The 13,960-nt window shown below is 61.2% G+C and carries 16 protein-coding genes; 8 read left to right on the plus strand and 8 right to left on the minus strand.

Annotation, left to right across the window (positions count from 1 at the left end):
- The first annotated feature begins 260 nt into the window (after window positions 1-260).
- The gene (trxB, locus tag QRN10_RS17050; RefSeq protein ID WP_181078780.1) at window positions 261-1,223 is read left to right on the plus strand and encodes a thioredoxin-disulfide reductase; all 963 of its coding nucleotides are present in this window, start codon (window positions 261-263) and stop codon (window positions 1,221-1,223) included.
- A 157-nt stretch (window positions 1,224-1,380) separates the two neighbouring features.
- On the opposite strand, the gene QRN10_RS17055 is transcribed toward trxB, so the two are convergent.
- The 6 genes from QRN10_RS17055 to QRN10_RS17080 all read right to left on the minus strand — a co-directional run bounded on the left by QRN10_RS17055 (window position 1,381) and on the right by QRN10_RS17080 (window position 4,379).
- Window positions 1,381-1,722 carry a HopJ type III effector protein gene (locus tag QRN10_RS17055; RefSeq protein WP_285428752.1) on the minus strand — a complete coding sequence of 114 codons (342 nt, stop codon included), beginning with the start codon at window positions 1,720-1,722 and terminating at the stop codon, window positions 1,381-1,383.
- Window positions 1,715-2,011 carry a DUF1244 domain-containing protein gene (locus tag QRN10_RS17060; protein WP_181078777.1) on the minus strand — a complete coding sequence of 99 codons (297 nt, stop codon included), beginning with the start codon at window positions 2,009-2,011 and terminating at the stop codon, window positions 1,715-1,717. The genes QRN10_RS17055 and QRN10_RS17060 overlap by 8 nt, the downstream gene beginning before the upstream one ends.
- Window positions 2,012-2,096: 85 nt before the next feature.
- Window positions 2,097-2,468: a dihydroneopterin triphosphate 2'-epimerase gene (gene folX / locus QRN10_RS17065; protein ID WP_003176029.1), complete on the minus strand. Its 372-nt coding sequence runs from the start codon at window positions 2,466-2,468 to the stop codon at window positions 2,097-2,099.
- Window positions 2,469-2,470: 2 nt separating this feature from the next.
- On the minus strand, window positions 2,471-3,031 hold the full coding sequence (gene folE / locus QRN10_RS17070) for a GTP cyclohydrolase I FolE (protein ID WP_181078775.1): 561 nt from the start codon (window positions 3,029-3,031) through the stop codon (window positions 2,471-2,473).
- A gap of 19 nt (window positions 3,032-3,050) precedes the next feature.
- The gene (folM, locus tag QRN10_RS17075; protein WP_181078773.1) at window positions 3,051-3,761 is read right to left on the minus strand and encodes a dihydromonapterin reductase; all 711 of its coding nucleotides are present in this window, start codon (window positions 3,759-3,761) and stop codon (window positions 3,051-3,053) included.
- A gap of 57 nt (window positions 3,762-3,818) precedes the next feature.
- On the minus strand, window positions 3,819-4,379 hold the full coding sequence (locus QRN10_RS17080; RefSeq protein ID WP_253509320.1) for an antibiotic biosynthesis monooxygenase: 561 nt from the start codon (window positions 4,377-4,379) through the stop codon (window positions 3,819-3,821).
- 214 nt (window positions 4,380-4,593) lie between these two features.
- Here QRN10_RS17080 and QRN10_RS17085 point away from each other — a divergent pair, with 214 nt between their 5' ends.
- Window positions 4,594-5,553 carry a MerR family transcriptional regulator gene (locus QRN10_RS17085; protein ID WP_285428786.1) on the plus strand — a complete coding sequence of 320 codons (960 nt, stop codon included), beginning with the start codon at window positions 4,594-4,596 and terminating at the stop codon, window positions 5,551-5,553.
- Between the two features lie 2 nt (window positions 5,554-5,555).
- Here QRN10_RS17085 and QRN10_RS17090 read toward each other — a convergent pair whose 3' ends face one another.
- Both QRN10_RS17090 and QRN10_RS17095 read right to left on the minus strand, forming a co-directional pair.
- Window positions 5,556-6,161, minus strand: coding sequence for a hypothetical protein (locus QRN10_RS17090; RefSeq protein WP_181078767.1), 606 nt, complete (start codon window positions 6,159-6,161; stop codon window positions 5,556-5,558).
- Window positions 6,162-6,219: 58 nt separating this feature from the next.
- Entirely contained in the window at window positions 6,220-6,687 is a 468-nt protein-coding gene (locus QRN10_RS17095; RefSeq protein ID WP_266246685.1) for a PAS domain-containing protein, read from the minus strand.
- 129 nt (window positions 6,688-6,816) lie between these two features.
- On the opposite strand from QRN10_RS17095, the gene QRN10_RS17100 reads away from it, so the two are divergent.
- The 6 genes from QRN10_RS17100 to QRN10_RS17125 all read left to right on the plus strand — a co-directional run bounded on the left by QRN10_RS17100 (window position 6,817) and on the right by QRN10_RS17125 (window position 13,847).
- Window positions 6,817-7,272, plus strand: coding sequence for a flavodoxin (locus QRN10_RS17100; protein WP_181078763.1), 456 nt, complete (start codon window positions 6,817-6,819; stop codon window positions 7,270-7,272).
- A gap of 180 nt (window positions 7,273-7,452) precedes the next feature.
- On the plus strand, window positions 7,453-8,235 hold the full coding sequence (locus QRN10_RS17105) for a class II aldolase/adducin family protein (RefSeq protein ID WP_266246680.1): 783 nt from the start codon (window positions 7,453-7,455) through the stop codon (window positions 8,233-8,235).
- Entirely contained in the window at window positions 8,235-9,137 is a 903-nt protein-coding gene (locus QRN10_RS17110; RefSeq protein WP_285428753.1) for an alpha/beta fold hydrolase, read from the plus strand. The genes QRN10_RS17105 and QRN10_RS17110 overlap by 1 nt, the downstream gene beginning before the upstream one ends.
- A gap of 142 nt (window positions 9,138-9,279) precedes the next feature.
- Window positions 9,280-10,191: an SDR family oxidoreductase gene (locus QRN10_RS17115; RefSeq protein WP_285428754.1), complete on the plus strand. Its 912-nt coding sequence runs from the start codon at window positions 9,280-9,282 to the stop codon at window positions 10,189-10,191.
- Between the two features lie 480 nt (window positions 10,192-10,671).
- Window positions 10,672-12,462, plus strand: a complete 1,791-nt coding sequence (locus QRN10_RS17120) for a DUF1302 domain-containing protein (protein WP_181078754.1) — start codon at window positions 10,672-10,674, stop codon at window positions 12,460-12,462.
- 26 nt (window positions 12,463-12,488) lie between these two features.
- Window positions 12,489-13,847, plus strand: a complete 1,359-nt coding sequence (locus tag QRN10_RS17125) for a DUF1329 domain-containing protein (RefSeq protein ID WP_181078751.1) — start codon at window positions 12,489-12,491, stop codon at window positions 13,845-13,847.
- Window positions 13,848-13,960: the final 113 nt, after the last annotated feature.

Below are 13,960 nucleotides of genomic sequence, written 5' to 3' on the forward strand. Positions count from 1 at the left end.
CCTTACCGGCTTTACCGGCATGGCGAAAGCACGGTCAGTGTGACGACATCATAGGTAACAAAGGCGTCGATCAAGGGTGTCGACTGCATAGAGACCGCCTATGAGCTGGATTGTTATTGCGTATTTCCTTAATCTTGCCCCCCTCTATACGCTGCACCCATTATTTTTCAGGATCCGCGAGTTCAAGCCTTCCCCAAGTGCTTCGCGGTCCTTTTTTATTCCAGCCGTCTTGTTGTCCGGGCGGTCGATAGGAGCGAGTCATGTCTGATACCCGTCATTCGCGAGTGATTATTCTCGGTTCCGGCCCTGCCGGTTACAGCGCTGCCGTCTATGCCGCCCGTGCCAACCTCAAGCCGTTGCTGATCACCGGCATGCAGGCGGGCGGTCAGCTGACCACCACCACCGAAGTCGACAACTGGCCTGGCGATGTCCACGGTCTGACCGGCCCGGCGTTGATGGAACGTATGAAAGAGCACGCCGAGCGCTTTGAAACCGAGATCGTGTTTGATCACATCAACAAAGTCGACTTCTCCAAGAAACCTTACAGCCTGACCGGCGACAGCGGCGTGTACACCTGTGACGCGCTGATCATTGCTACCGGCGCCAGCGCCCGCTACCTGGGCCTGCCGTCGGAAGAAGCGTTCATGGGCAAGGGCGTGTCCGCCTGCGCCACCTGTGACGGTTTCTTCTACCGCAACAAGCCGGTCGCCGTGGTCGGTGGCGGCAACACTGCCGTGGAGGAGGCGCTGTACCTGGCCAACATCGCCAGCACTGTGACCCTGGTCCACCGCCGCGAGACGTTCCGCGCCGAGAAGATCCTGATCGACAAGCTGCACGCCCGTGTCGCCGAAGGCAAGATCATCCTCAAGCTCAACGCCACCCTGGACGAAGTCCTGGGCGACAACATGGGCGTGACCGGTGCTCGCTTGAAAAACAACGACGGCAGCTTCGATGAGCTGAAAGTCGACGGTGTGTTCATCGCTATCGGCCACACCCCGAACACCTCGCTGTTCGAAGGCGTGCTGGAAGCCAAGGACGGTTACCTGGTGGTGAAGGGCGGTCGTGAAGGCAATGCCACCGCGACCAACATCGAAGGCATCTTTGCTGCCGGCGATGTGGCCGACCACGTGTACCGCCAGGCCATCACCTCGGCCGGCGCCGGTTGCATGGCGGCTCTGGATGCCGAGCGTTACCTCGACGGTTTGAAGGATGCTGCGTTCTAAACCGTTGAAATAAGAAAACCGGCTGCGAGGCCGGTTTTTTTATGGGGGCCATTTAGAGGTGGGAGAGACTTGCCCAATGGCAGTGGTTCGGTCAATGCATCGGTGACTGACATACCGCTATCGGGGGCAAGCTAACTCATTTTCACCTGCAACTGACTCAGGATTTGCGGGTCAGGGGTTGTGCGGCAAATTTCACGCCTGCCAACCCATGGGTAATCAACGCGCGAATATTGGCATGGTCACTGCCCTCAGACGTCGCCAGCACCGAGCGGTAGTGCTCCCCAAACGCCAGCAGCGCTTGCTGGTCGCTCAAGCCTTCCAGCAATGCCAAACCCACGGTTTTGCACGAGCCTTCGTTCTGCCCGGCAGCATTTTCTACCTCGCCATTGGTGAAGGCCTGCGGCTGGTAATCGTAACCGGCCGCGACGAACGCCAGGGTATCGGCAAAAACGTGCTCGCCGCTGTTCAAGCTGGCGCGCAGGGTATTGAGATCAGTCATGGGAGTTTCCTTTGGCGAACGCCGCCTGTTGTTCGGCGCTGGCTTCTTTCTGGTATTGAGCTTTCCACTCGGCGTACGGCATGCCGTACACCACTTCACGGGCGTCATCGAGGCTTAGCTCGATCTGGCGCTCATCGGCCTCGGCCTTGTACCACTTGGACAGGCAGTTGCGGCAGAAGCCGGCGAGGTTCATCAGGTCGATATTCTGCACATCCTTGCGGCTGTCCAGGTGCGCTACCAAGCGGCGGAAGGCGGCGGCTTCGAGTTCGAGGCGTTGTTGATCGTTCATAGGGGGCTCTTCGAGGCAGCTTCAAGCGGGTAAGCTTCAAGCTGCAAGTTGGAATAGGGTTGGCCTTTTAGCCTGCAGCTTGTAGCTAGCGGCTTGCAGCTAATGTTATCGACACCGATTCGGCAAAGCGCAGCGCATGGGGCTTGTCCACTTCGACCTCGGCGTACAACACCGATTCGTTGCTCATCACCAGGTCCAGCAGTTCCTGGGTCAGGCGCTCGAGCAGGGCAAAGCGGTTGCCCTCGACGTGGGCAATGATTGCCTTGGTGATGGTGCGGTAGTTCAAGGCATGGTCGATGTCATTGTCGCGCACCGCTTCCTGGGCCGCATACAGGATGGTCAGGTTGATCAGCACGTCCTGCTTGTTGAGGATTTCGTCCTCATTGATGCCGATATAGGTGCGCAGGCACAGGTCCTTGACCCGGATGCGCGCCATGCCTGGTTGAAGTTGTGGCATTGCTACTTGCTCCGTCCAATCAGTTGCAGGAACTCCGTGCGCGTGGTGTTCGACTCGCGGAACGCGCCGAGCATCACCGAGGTGTTCATGGTTGAATTCTGTTTTTCCACGCCGCGCATCATCATGCACATATGCTTGGCCTCGATCACCACGGCCACGCCGGCGGCCTGGGTTACCTCCTGGATCGCATCGGCGATTTGCCGCGTGAGGTTTTCCTGGATCTGCAGGCGCCGGGCGAACATGTCGACGATGCGCGCCAGCTTTGACAGGCCCAGCACCCGGCCGGTCGGGATATACGCCACATGGGCCTTACCGATAAAGGGCAGCAGGTGATGCTCGCACAGCGAATACAATTCGATGTCCTTGAGGATCACCATTTCGTCGTTGTCGGAGGCGAAGAGCGCGCCGTTGACGATTTCTTCCAGGTTCTGCTCGTAGCCATGACACAGGTATTGCATGGCTTTGGCGGCGCGCTTGGGGGTGTCGAGCAAGCCTTCGCGCTCCGGGTCTTCGCCCAGGCCCTTGAGGATCTCGCGGTAATGGTGGGGCAGGGAAAAGGTCATACAACATCCTCAAAACGGCTTACTTGATATGCCGCCCGCCGTTGACGGTCAGGGTGGTACCGGTGACATAAGGGTTATCCAGCAGGTAACGCACGCTCTGGTAGATCACGTCGGGGCCGGGTTCGATGCCCAGCGCCGACTTGGCGAGCACCCTGGCACGGTAGGCCGCATCGTCACCTTCGTTGAACATGACCATCGCCGGCGCAATGCCGTTGACCTTGATCAGCGGCGCGAACTGCGCGGCGAACGACAGCGTGAGGCTGTCGAGCCCGGCTTTGGTGGCGCAATAGGCGATATGCTGGCGGCTGCCCTTGCGCACCACATCATCGCTGATATGCACGATATCGGCCGGTGAAGAACGTTGCAGCAAAGGTGAACAATGCAGGTTGATCAAGTACGGCGCAAGCATGTGCACGTTGAACATGTCGATAAACGCGCGGCTCTCGTCACCCGGCGTCTCGGCGACCCAGGCCGAGGCGTTGTGAATGATCGCGCGCAGGCTTTGGGTGTGGGTGTTCACCTGCGCGATAAACGCCAGCACCCCGGCCTCGCTGGAGAAATCAGCGAACAGGCCGATCGCACCGCGGTCACGAAGGGCTTGAACGCCGGGGCGTTCGCTGCGGTAACTGAATATCACTGGCTGGCCCTCGTCCAGCAGGCGATGGGCACAATGCAGGCCGACACGCTGGCCGGCACCGGTGATCAGGATCGGGGCGTTCGTTGCAGACATGGGAGGCTCGCGTCGCTGGCAGGCTCGAATCATACCAGCGACGCGGCGCCCCTGTACCTACGCCGCCGCTTCGGTAGGCTTGCCCGGCGGTGGGCTGGGGTGCAGCCAGTTCGCCAGCAGGTGGGTCGACAAGGGAATGAACAGGTAAACCATCAAGGGCGTGAGTGCCAGGGTACTGACCAGCACGCGCGGCACCAGGGCCAGCTCGTTGAGCAGCGGCCCCAGGACAAAGTTGAACAACAGCGACACCGGAAAAAACGCCAGCCAGATAGCCACTGCCTGCTTCCAGCGCGGTGGGCGCGCACCTGCTGCGCCGAACCAGCCGTCGATGCCGCGCACGCGATGCTCCGACGGGTCGGCAAACAGCTCGCTGCCGCGGCCCAGCCAGGCACTGCGCGAGGCGGAAAACTCCCAGGCGTGCAGGGTTTGCTCATCGGCAAAGCGGAAAATGATCTGGAACTCATCGTCATTGGGCGGCGGCGCCAGTACGCCGGAGCCCAGGTAACCGGGAAAATCGGTGGCCAATTGCTCGCCTTCGCGCAGCCAGGCCATCAGTTCTTCATAGCGTCCCTTGGCCACGCGGCGCGCAACCATCAGGGTAACGGGGGAGGTAGACATTGTGTATCTCCAAATGAACGGGCGCGGTTGGCCGGGTAGGCGGCGCGCAGACGAGGCTGCGGGGTAAGGCAGCGACGTAGAAAAAACAGGCAAGGATTATTCCCGAATCCACCGAATACACCAGCGGCGTTGGTCCGAAAATCGCGGACCTTGAAAAGGACAGCTTTAAAGGCGTTAAATGCGCGTTCAATTACCGTTGGTTTTATGGTCGTCAATGCCCGTGATCCATGCTCCCGTTGATAGTGTTTCGCAACCAGACTCGATAGATTTCAACGAGCTGTTTCCGATCCGTGAAGTGTCCAGAATGACAGGTATCAACCCGGTCACCCTGCGTGCCTGGGAGCGACGCTACGGCTTGATCGAGCCCAAGCGCACCGAAAGTGGGCATCGGCTGTACACCCGCGACGATATCCAGACGGTCAGTCGCATCCTCGAGTGGATCGAGCGCGGGGTGGCCGTCAGCAAAGTGGGCAGGATCCTCGCCCGCGAACAGCAGCAGGCCGATGCAGTGCGTGCCGAGGGCGATGTGCTGCAGGCCTTTGAGTGGTCACAATTGCAGGCGCGCCTGAGGCAAGCGGTCAGTGCCTTCGATGATCGGCAACTGGAAAGCCTGTACGGCCAGGTGCTAGCCACCTATCCGATCAGTGTGGCGTTCCAGGACATCTTCATGCCGCTGTGGAACGAACTGTTGCGCCATCAGGGCCGCTTCGGCCAGGCCAGCGAATGGCTGTTCTTCGATGTATTCCTTAGGACCCATGTGCTGCAGCGCCTGCAGTTGGCAAGCCTTGGCGCGGCTCCCCGTGTCTTGATGGCGGCGTTGCCGGGCGAGTGCCGTAAGTTGGAGCTGCTGGTGGCGGCCGCCCTGTTGGCGCGCGATGACCTGGTCGTAAAGGTGCTGGGCATGGGCCAGCCGTTCGATGAGTTGACGCTGGTGTGCCAGAAGACCCGTCCCCAGGCGCTGGTGCTGTTCTCCAACCACTCACATAACCAAGACCTGGCGGTGCGTTTGAATCGCCTCGCGCAGACCCTGGACTGCCCGTTGTTCATCGCCGGCGCTGCGTCGGACCTGGCCGAGCACGACCTGGCAGGCTCCTCCATCGGTTGCCTGGGCAATGACGGGCCCGTGATGCAACGCCGCTTGCAGCAGTATCTGAGCGGCACGCTCGATACCTGACCTCAAGCGTGAACGTGCGGATGCGCCAGGCGGTGCTGATGCAGGATGAAATGGCGCAGTCGCTCGGTTTCGTCCGCATCGCTCTGGCTCAAGCGATACGCAAACAGGCCACGCGCCGTTACCCGCTGCAACGTGCCACGCAAGGCGATGCGTTCGTAGCCCGAAGGGCTGAACCACAGCGCGAAGGTTTTCGGCGGCTTGAAGCGGCCACGACCCTCGACCAGCACACCCTTGAACGACACTTCATGCACCCACAGCGCGCCGGGGTTGCCTCGGATATTTTCCAAGGCCACCGGCGTCTCCAGCACCAGGCGCCACGGGCGGATCATAGGGCCGTCTTCGAAAATGCTCGGCACCCCCAGGCGCAGATGCACCGCGTTGAACTCGTCCTCCACCAAGTGCAGGGGAAACGTCAGTTGCTGGTTGTCGAACTGGGCCTGGATGGTGACATGGTCGTGGGCGGCGAGTCGGGTGAGCAAGTCGCGGATCTGCGCACCGCCGTTGACCGTCAGGCTCGACGAAGCGTCCCGCAGGTTCAACTGCGGGTTGTGCTGCATGTTCTGAATGAAGTCCAGTTCATCCTGGGTCAGAAGCGCGTTGCGTGGCATCGCCGTTTGCTCAGTAGAAGTGCTAAAAGGCCATTATCCCCCTTAGTGACCGATGTTTCTAAATTTTGTTTGAGCCACTTGTCGCGCGAAGCGTCGCAAGTTCGGCCTTGACCTCAGCCAGTTCGGCCTCCAGTTGCGCCACGCGCTGCTGGGCCTTGACCTGCAGGGTCACATCTTTTTGCACGCCGACAAAATAGGTCTGCCGGTCAGCCTCGTTGTACACCGTCGACAGCGATAATTCATTCCAGAAATGGCTGCCGTCCTTGCGGTAATTGCGCAGGATCTCACGGCACACCCCGCCGCTTTCCAGAGCGTCGCGAATGGCCATCAGCGCCGGCTGGTCGCGGTCGCCGGATTGCAGGAAACGGCAGTCCTGATAGAGGATTTCATCCAGCGTGTAGCCGGTCAGCCGTTCGAACGCCGGGTTGACGTAGATCAGCGGCTTGTCCTTGCCTTCGCGTTCGGCGACGACGATGCCGTCGTTGGAAGCGTTGATCACCAGTTGCATCAGCTTGGCATTAATCATTGAGCGGTCCATGGCTTGTGGTGGGAAAGAGGAGTGTATGGCACCCGTTGAATCTTGCACCAGGCGCCGCGAAATAGTTGCGTCAGCTGTTAATATCCCACGCTTTCGCTCAACTACAGGATCAGATTGATGAAAGTCGCCATCCTTTCCGGCTCGGTGTACGGCACCGCAGAAGAAGTGGCTCGCCACGCTGTCGTCATCCTCGAAGCCGCAGGTTTACAAGCCTGGCACAACCCTCGCGCCACCCTGGCGGACGTGCAGGCTTATGCACCTGACGCACTGGTGGCGGTCACGTCCACCACCGGCATGGGGGAACTGCCCGACAACCTCCAGCCCCTGTATTGCGCGCTGCGCGAGCAACTGCCCGGCGCCTTGCGCGGTTTGCCCGGCGCGGTCATCGCCCTGGGCGACGCCAGCTACGGCGATACCTTCTGCGCCGGTGGCGAGCAGATGCGTGAGTTGTTCGTCGAGCTGGGCGTGCGCGAAGTGCTGCCGATGCTGCGCCTGGACGCCAGCGAAAGCGTGACGCCCGAAAGCGACGCCGAACCCTGGCTGGCCGAGTTGGTCGCTGCCCTGCGCGGTTGATCGGGTCGACACCCAAGCGCCCATCGTTCCGGGGGCGCTTGTATGGATTTCTACTATTCTCAGTACGTGACTCGTACAGTCATCAAGCTGGCTGCCAAGGCGACTCCGCCGGCCAGGGCGTCTGACTAGACTGGCCCAACCCTTAGAACAATAAGAACGTGCGTCCAGGAGGTCATCACCGTGAGCCTAGCCCCGGTTGTATCCCCACAGAATGTCCAGGCCCAGGTCAGCACTGCCGAGTGGCAGGCACGCGTCGACCTCGCCGCGTGCTATCGCCTGGTGGCGATGCATGGATGGGACGATCTGATCTTCACCCATATCTCGGCCAAAGTGCCCGGCACCGACGATTTCCTGATCAACCCCTACGGTCTGATGTTCCATGAGATCACCGCGTCGAGCCTGGTCAAGGTCGACCAGGCCGGCAACAAACTGATGGACAGCCCCCATGAGATCAACCCGGCCGGCTACACCATCCACAGCGCCATCCATGAAGTGCGCCATGATGTGACCTGCGTGCTGCACACTCACACTGCCGCCGGGGTCGCGGTGGCCGCGCAGAAGCAGGGCGTGCTGCCCATCAGCCAGCAATCGATCTTTGTGCTCTCCAGCCTGGCCTGCCACGCTTACGAGGGCGTCGCGCTGAACCACGAGGAAAAGGCCCGCCTGCAGGCCGACCTGGGCGACAACCAGTTCCTCCTGCTGCACAACCATGGCCTGCTCACCTGCGGTGCCAGCATCGCCGACACTTTTCTGATGATGTTTATCTTCCAGCGCGCCTGTGAAATCCAGGTGCTGGCGCAAACCGGCGGTGCCGAGTTGATCAGCATCGAGCCGCAGATTCTCGCCGGAGCCAAGGCCATGGGCGCGGCTGTTACCAAAAGTGCCCAAGGCATGGGCGGCGCGCTGGCCTGGCCGGCGTTGCTGCGTAAGTTGGACCACCAAAACCCTGGGTATGAAACCTGATGCCAATCGCCGAGATCCCGCTTCGAGCCTGGCGCAAGCGTGGCCAGGATTTCGACTTTCATGGCCACACCATCCGTTACTGGGTAGCGGGCCAGGGTGAACCGCTGTTGCTGCTCCACGGTTTCCCCACGGCCAGCTGGGACTGGCATTACTTGTGGCAAGCCCTGACCCAGCGCTATCTGGTGATCGCCTGCGACATGCTCGGTTTCGGCGATTCGGCCAAGCCCCTGGACCATGGCTACTGCCTGCTGGAACAGGCGGACTTGCAGCAGGCCCTGCTTGAACACCTGCGTGTGCCGCCGCCGGTGCATGTGTTGGCCCACGACTATGGCGACAGCGTCGCTCAGGAATTGTTGGCGCGGCACTATGAAGGCCGGTTCCGGATGGCCAGTTGTGTGTTTCTCAACGGCGGCCTGTTCCCGGAAACCCATCGCCCGGCACTGGTGCAAAAACTGTTGCTCAGCCCCCTGGGCTGGATGATCGGGCGGGCCTTCGGGCGCAATGCCTTGTCCAAAAGCTTCAGCCAGATTTTCGGGCCTGCCACCCGCCCCAGCGAAAGCGCCCTGGATGACTTCTGGAGCCTGATCAGTTGCAACGACGGCCCGCGCATCCTGCACAAGTTGATTTCCTACATCCCCCAGCGCCGACGCCTGCGCGAGCGCTGGGTGCAGGCCATGCAGCGCGGTGACGTGCCGCTGCGGGTGATCGATGGCGAGATCGACCCGATTTCCGGGGCCCATATGGTGGCGCGCTACCAGCAGTTGGTGCCGAATGCCGACACGGTGCTGCTGGCCAATATCGGCCATTACCCGCAGATCGAAGCGCCGGTGCAGGTGCTCAAGCACTACCTGGCGTTTCGCGATCGAATCGGGCGGCCGGCGTCGCAGGTGGCTTATTCCTGAGCGGCATCGCTTGTTGCCGCAGGCGCGCGGCGATTATCCCCGTGCCTTATCGCGCACCATTCAGCCGCGACCGTAGTTATTGTGACCAAAGGCGCTGTGCCTGACACTCCAGCCATCCCCATTGTCGCCCTAGGAGTTCGGTATGAGTGAGTCAGTGCAGTTCCAGGATAAGGTCGTGATCGTCACCGGTGCCGGCGGCGGCTTGGGCCGTGCCCATGCGCTGTTATTCGCCCGGCATGGCGCCAAGGTGCTGGTCAACGATCTCGGCGGCTCCACCCAGGGCGAGGGCGCCAGCGCGTCGGCCGCTGACCGCGTAGTGGCCGAGATCCGGGCGGCCGGCGGAATCGCCGAGGCCAACCATGATTCTGTCACCGACGGTGACAAGATCGTGCACAACGCTCTCGATGCGTTCGGCCGTATCGACGTGGTGGTCAACAACGCCGGCATCCTGCGGGACAAGACCTTTCATAAAATGGACGACAGCGACTGGGACATGGTTTACCGGGTGCATGTCGAAGGTGCCTACAAAGTCACCCGCGCCGCCTGGCCTCATCTGCGTGAGCAAAGTTATGGCCGGGTGATCTTCACCGCGTCCACCTCGGGCATCTACGGCAATTTCGGCCAGTCCAACTACGGCATGGCCAAGCTTGGCCTCTACGGCCTGACCCGCACCCTGGCGTTGGAAGGCCGCAAGAACAACATCCTGGTCAACGCCATCGCCCCCACCGGCGCCACACGCATGACCGAAGGCCTGATTCCGCCGCAAGTGTTCGAGCGCCTCAAGCCGGAGCTGGTCAGCCCGCTGGTGGTGTACCTGGGCAGTGAAGCCTGCCAGGAAACCTCGGGACTGTTCGAAGTCGGCGGCGGCTGGGTCGGCAAGACCCGCTGGGAGCGCAGCCTGGGCGTGGGCTTCGACCCCGAGGTCGGGTTTTCGCCGGACGACGTGGCGGCGCATTGGGCGCAGATCTGCGACTTCGAAGGCGCTGCCCACCCCAAGGACACTATCGAGGCGTTGAAGGAGATGATGGCTAACTTGCAGAAATACAGCCTGTGATCGTTGTCTGAACGCGGGTCAATCCTACGGGGCGCTGATGGCGCCCCGTTTTATTTCAGGCATAAAAAAGGCCGCTGCAAAGGCAGCGGCCGAAGTAAGACGTTTGATCAAGGAGCAACAAATCAACGTCAGTGAACACCGGTAACGGATTGAAAAAACACATCAATCCATTGAAGCTCAGCTTGTCTTCCAAACTTGGAAGCGGGCGGTTTGCCCTGAAAGCCCGACAAGAATAGCTGGTTGTAACAAGATGAGTAATAGCGCTTCAGGACAAGGACTGTTACCGATCCGGCAACAGTCCATGGCGCCATCCATGCTCCTGATAACCCTCCATCCACCCTGCGCATGCCCCCGCCCGCACCCCAGCCAGAGCGGCCTGTCATCCTTTCGAGCGACAGCACGAATCCCTCCTTGGTGCGCTTATCGCTCCTGACGCGCGGCAGTAGGGTGGGGCCTTCTGTCACTCACCGGGGAAGACGCATGACAAAAACAACAATGCGCGCCATCTTCACGCCACAGGCGCTGGCCGCTGCGGTTGCGTTGGGTTGCTGTGCCCACGCGCAGGCTGTTTCGTTCAACATTGGCGAGATCGAAGGGCAATTCGATTCGTCGTTGTCGGTGGGGTCGAGCTGGGGTATGCGCGACGCCGACAAGAAACTGGTCGGCACCGTCAACGGCGGTACGGGCCAGGCTTCCACGGGGGATGACGGACGCCTCAATTTCAAGAAGGGCGAGACCTTCTCCAAAATCTTCAAAGGGCTGCACGACCTCGAACTGAAGTACGGCGATACCGGCGTGTTCGTGCGCGGCAAGTACTGGTATGACTTCGAGCTCAAGGACGAAGACCGCGAATTCAAGCCAATCAGCGACCACAACCGTAAGGAAGGCGCCAAATCCAGCGGCGCAGAGATCCTCGACGCGTTCGTCTACCACAACTATTCCCTGGGCGACCTGCCGGGCACCGTGCGCGCCGGCAAGCAGGTGGTCAGCTGGGGCGAAAGCACTTTCATCGGCAACTCCATCAACAGCATCAACCCGATCGACGTCTCGGCATTCCGTCGGCCGGGCGCCGAGATCAAGGAAGGCCTGATCCCGGTGAATATGCTGTTCGCTTCCCAGAGCCTGACCAATCAACTCACGGTGGAAGGCTTCTATCAGCTGGAATGGGACCAGACCGTGCTGGATAACTGCGGCACTTTCTTCGGCGGCGACGTGGCAGCGGACGGGTGCACCAATAATTACACCGTCGGCAACCCGGCCATTCGCCCGTTGCAACCTGTTGCGGCGGCGTTCGGGCAAGGCTTTGGCGTGGTCAACGAAGGCGTGATCGTGCGGCGTGCCGGCGACCGCGATGCGCGGGATTCCGGCCAGTTCGGCGCCGCGTTGCGCTGGCTGGGCGACGACACCGAGTACGGCCTGTACTTCATGAACTACCACAGTCGTACGCCGACCGTGGGCACTATCACCAACAACACCAGCCTGGCCACCCTCGGCGCCATCGCCGGCGCCGCCAATCGCCTGGCCCCCGGCTCAGGCGCAGGCCTGGTGCAGAGCGTGATGCTCGGTCGTGGCCAGTACTACCTCGACTACCCGGAAGACATCCGCCTGTTCGGTGCCAGTTTCTCCACGACCTTGCCCACCGGCACGGCCTGGACCGGGGAAATCAGCTACCGACCGAATGCGCCGGTGCAACTGAACACCACCGACCTGACCCTGGCCTTGATCAACCCGGTCGCCGGGCAAGCGGCCTCGCCGATACGCAGCAACTTCGGGGATGACAATACCGGCTACCGTCGCAAGGAAATCACCCAGATCCAGAGCTCCATGACCCAGTTCTTCGACCAGGTGCTGGGCGCCGAACGGCTGACCGTAGTGGGCGAAGCCGCTGTTGTCCACGTGGCCGGCCTGGAAGATAAATCCAAGCTGCGTTACGGCCGCGACTCGGTGTACGGCGCTTACGGATTCCAGGGCGATACCGACGGTTTCGTTACATCCACGTCCTGGGGTTACCGCGCGCGGGCAATCCTGGACTACAACAACGCGATCGCCGGGGTGAACCTCAAGCCCAACCTGTCCTGGTCTCATGACGTTGCCGGCTACGGCCCCAACGGGCTGTTCAACAAAGGCGCCAAGGCCATCAGCGTGGGCGTCGATGCCGACTACCGCAGCACCTACACCGCCAGCCTCAGTTACACCGACTTCTTCGGCGGCGACTACAACACCCTGACCGACCGTGACTTCCTCGCCCTCAGCTTCGGCGTGAACTTCTGATTTGGCTTAAAGAAGGACAAGAACGTATGCGTAAGACAATTGCAGTGTTGGCCCTCAGCCTGTTGGCCGCCAACGTATGGGCAGCGGTTTCCCCGGAAGAGGCCGCCAAGCTTGGTACCACCCTCACCCCGGTGGGTGCCGAGAAGGCCGGTAACGCCGATGGCTCTATCCCCGCCTGGACCGGCGGCATCCCTAAAAACGCCGGCGCGGTGGACAGCAAAGGCTTCCTCGCCGACCCATTCGCCAGTGAAAAACCGCTGTTCGTGATCACCGCCGCCACGGTGGACAAGTACAAGGACAAACTCTCCGACGGCCAGGTGGCGATGTTCAAGCGCTACCCCGAGACCTACAAGATCCCGGTCTACCCCAGCCACCGTACGGTGAACCTGCCGCCGGATATCTACGAGTCAATCAAGCGCAGCGCGCTGAACGTCAAGGCGATCAACGACGGCAATGGCCTGGAGAACTTCACCGGCAATCGCTACTACGCATTCCCGATTCCCAAGAACGGCGTGGAAGTGCTGTGGAACCACATCACCCGCTACCACGGCGGCAACCTGCGCCGCATCATCACCCAGGCCACCCCACAGACCAACGGCAGCTACACGCCGATCCGCTTCGAGGAAGAAGTGGCGGTGCCCCAGGCCATCCCGGATATCGACCCGGCCAAGGCGGCCAACGTGTTGAGTTACTTCAAGCAATCGGTCACCGCGCCGGCGCGCCTGGCGGGCAACGTGCTGCTGGTGCACGAAACCCTCGACCAGGTGAAGGAGCCGCGCCTGGCATGGATCTACAACGCCGGTCAGCGCCGCGTACGGCGTGCCCCGCAGGTGTCCTATGACGGGCCGGGCACCGCGTCGGACGGCCTGCGCACCACCGACAACTTCGACATGTTCTCCGGTGCGCCCGACCGTTATGACTGGAAGCTGGTGGGCAAGAAAGAGATGTACATCCCCTATAACAGCTACAAGCTCGACTCGCCGTCGCTCAAGTACGACGACATCATCAAGGCCGGCCACATTAATCAGGATTTGACCCGCTACGAGCTGCACCGCGTGTGGGAAGTGGTCGGCACGGTCAAACCGAGCGAGCGGCACATCTATGCCAAGCGCCACATGTACATCGACGAGGACAGCTGGCAAGTCGCGCTGGTGGATCACTATGACGGTCGTGGCCAACTGTGGCGGGTCGCCGAAGGCCATTCACAGTTCTACTACGACCATCAGGTGCCGGCGTACACCGTGGAGACCCTGTATGACTTGATCGCCGGGCGTTATATCGCGCTGGGGATGAAAAACGAGGAGAAGAGCAGCTTCGTGTTCGGGTTTGCGGCCAAGGCGGCGGACTACACGCCGGCGGCGTTGCGGGCGGAAGGCGTGCGCTGATCCCTGATCAAAGGTGGGAGGAGGCTAGCCCCCTCCCACATTGGGTTTTGTGCATGGCCTTCAATCACCCTGCTGAATACTTCTTCAACTATCGCCCGTCACAGGTCTAGGGT

Source organism: Pseudomonas sp. lyk4-R2A-8 (assembly GCF_030209095.1).
Lineage (GTDB): Bacteria > Pseudomonadota > Gammaproteobacteria > Pseudomonadales > Pseudomonadaceae > Aquipseudomonas > Aquipseudomonas quebecensis.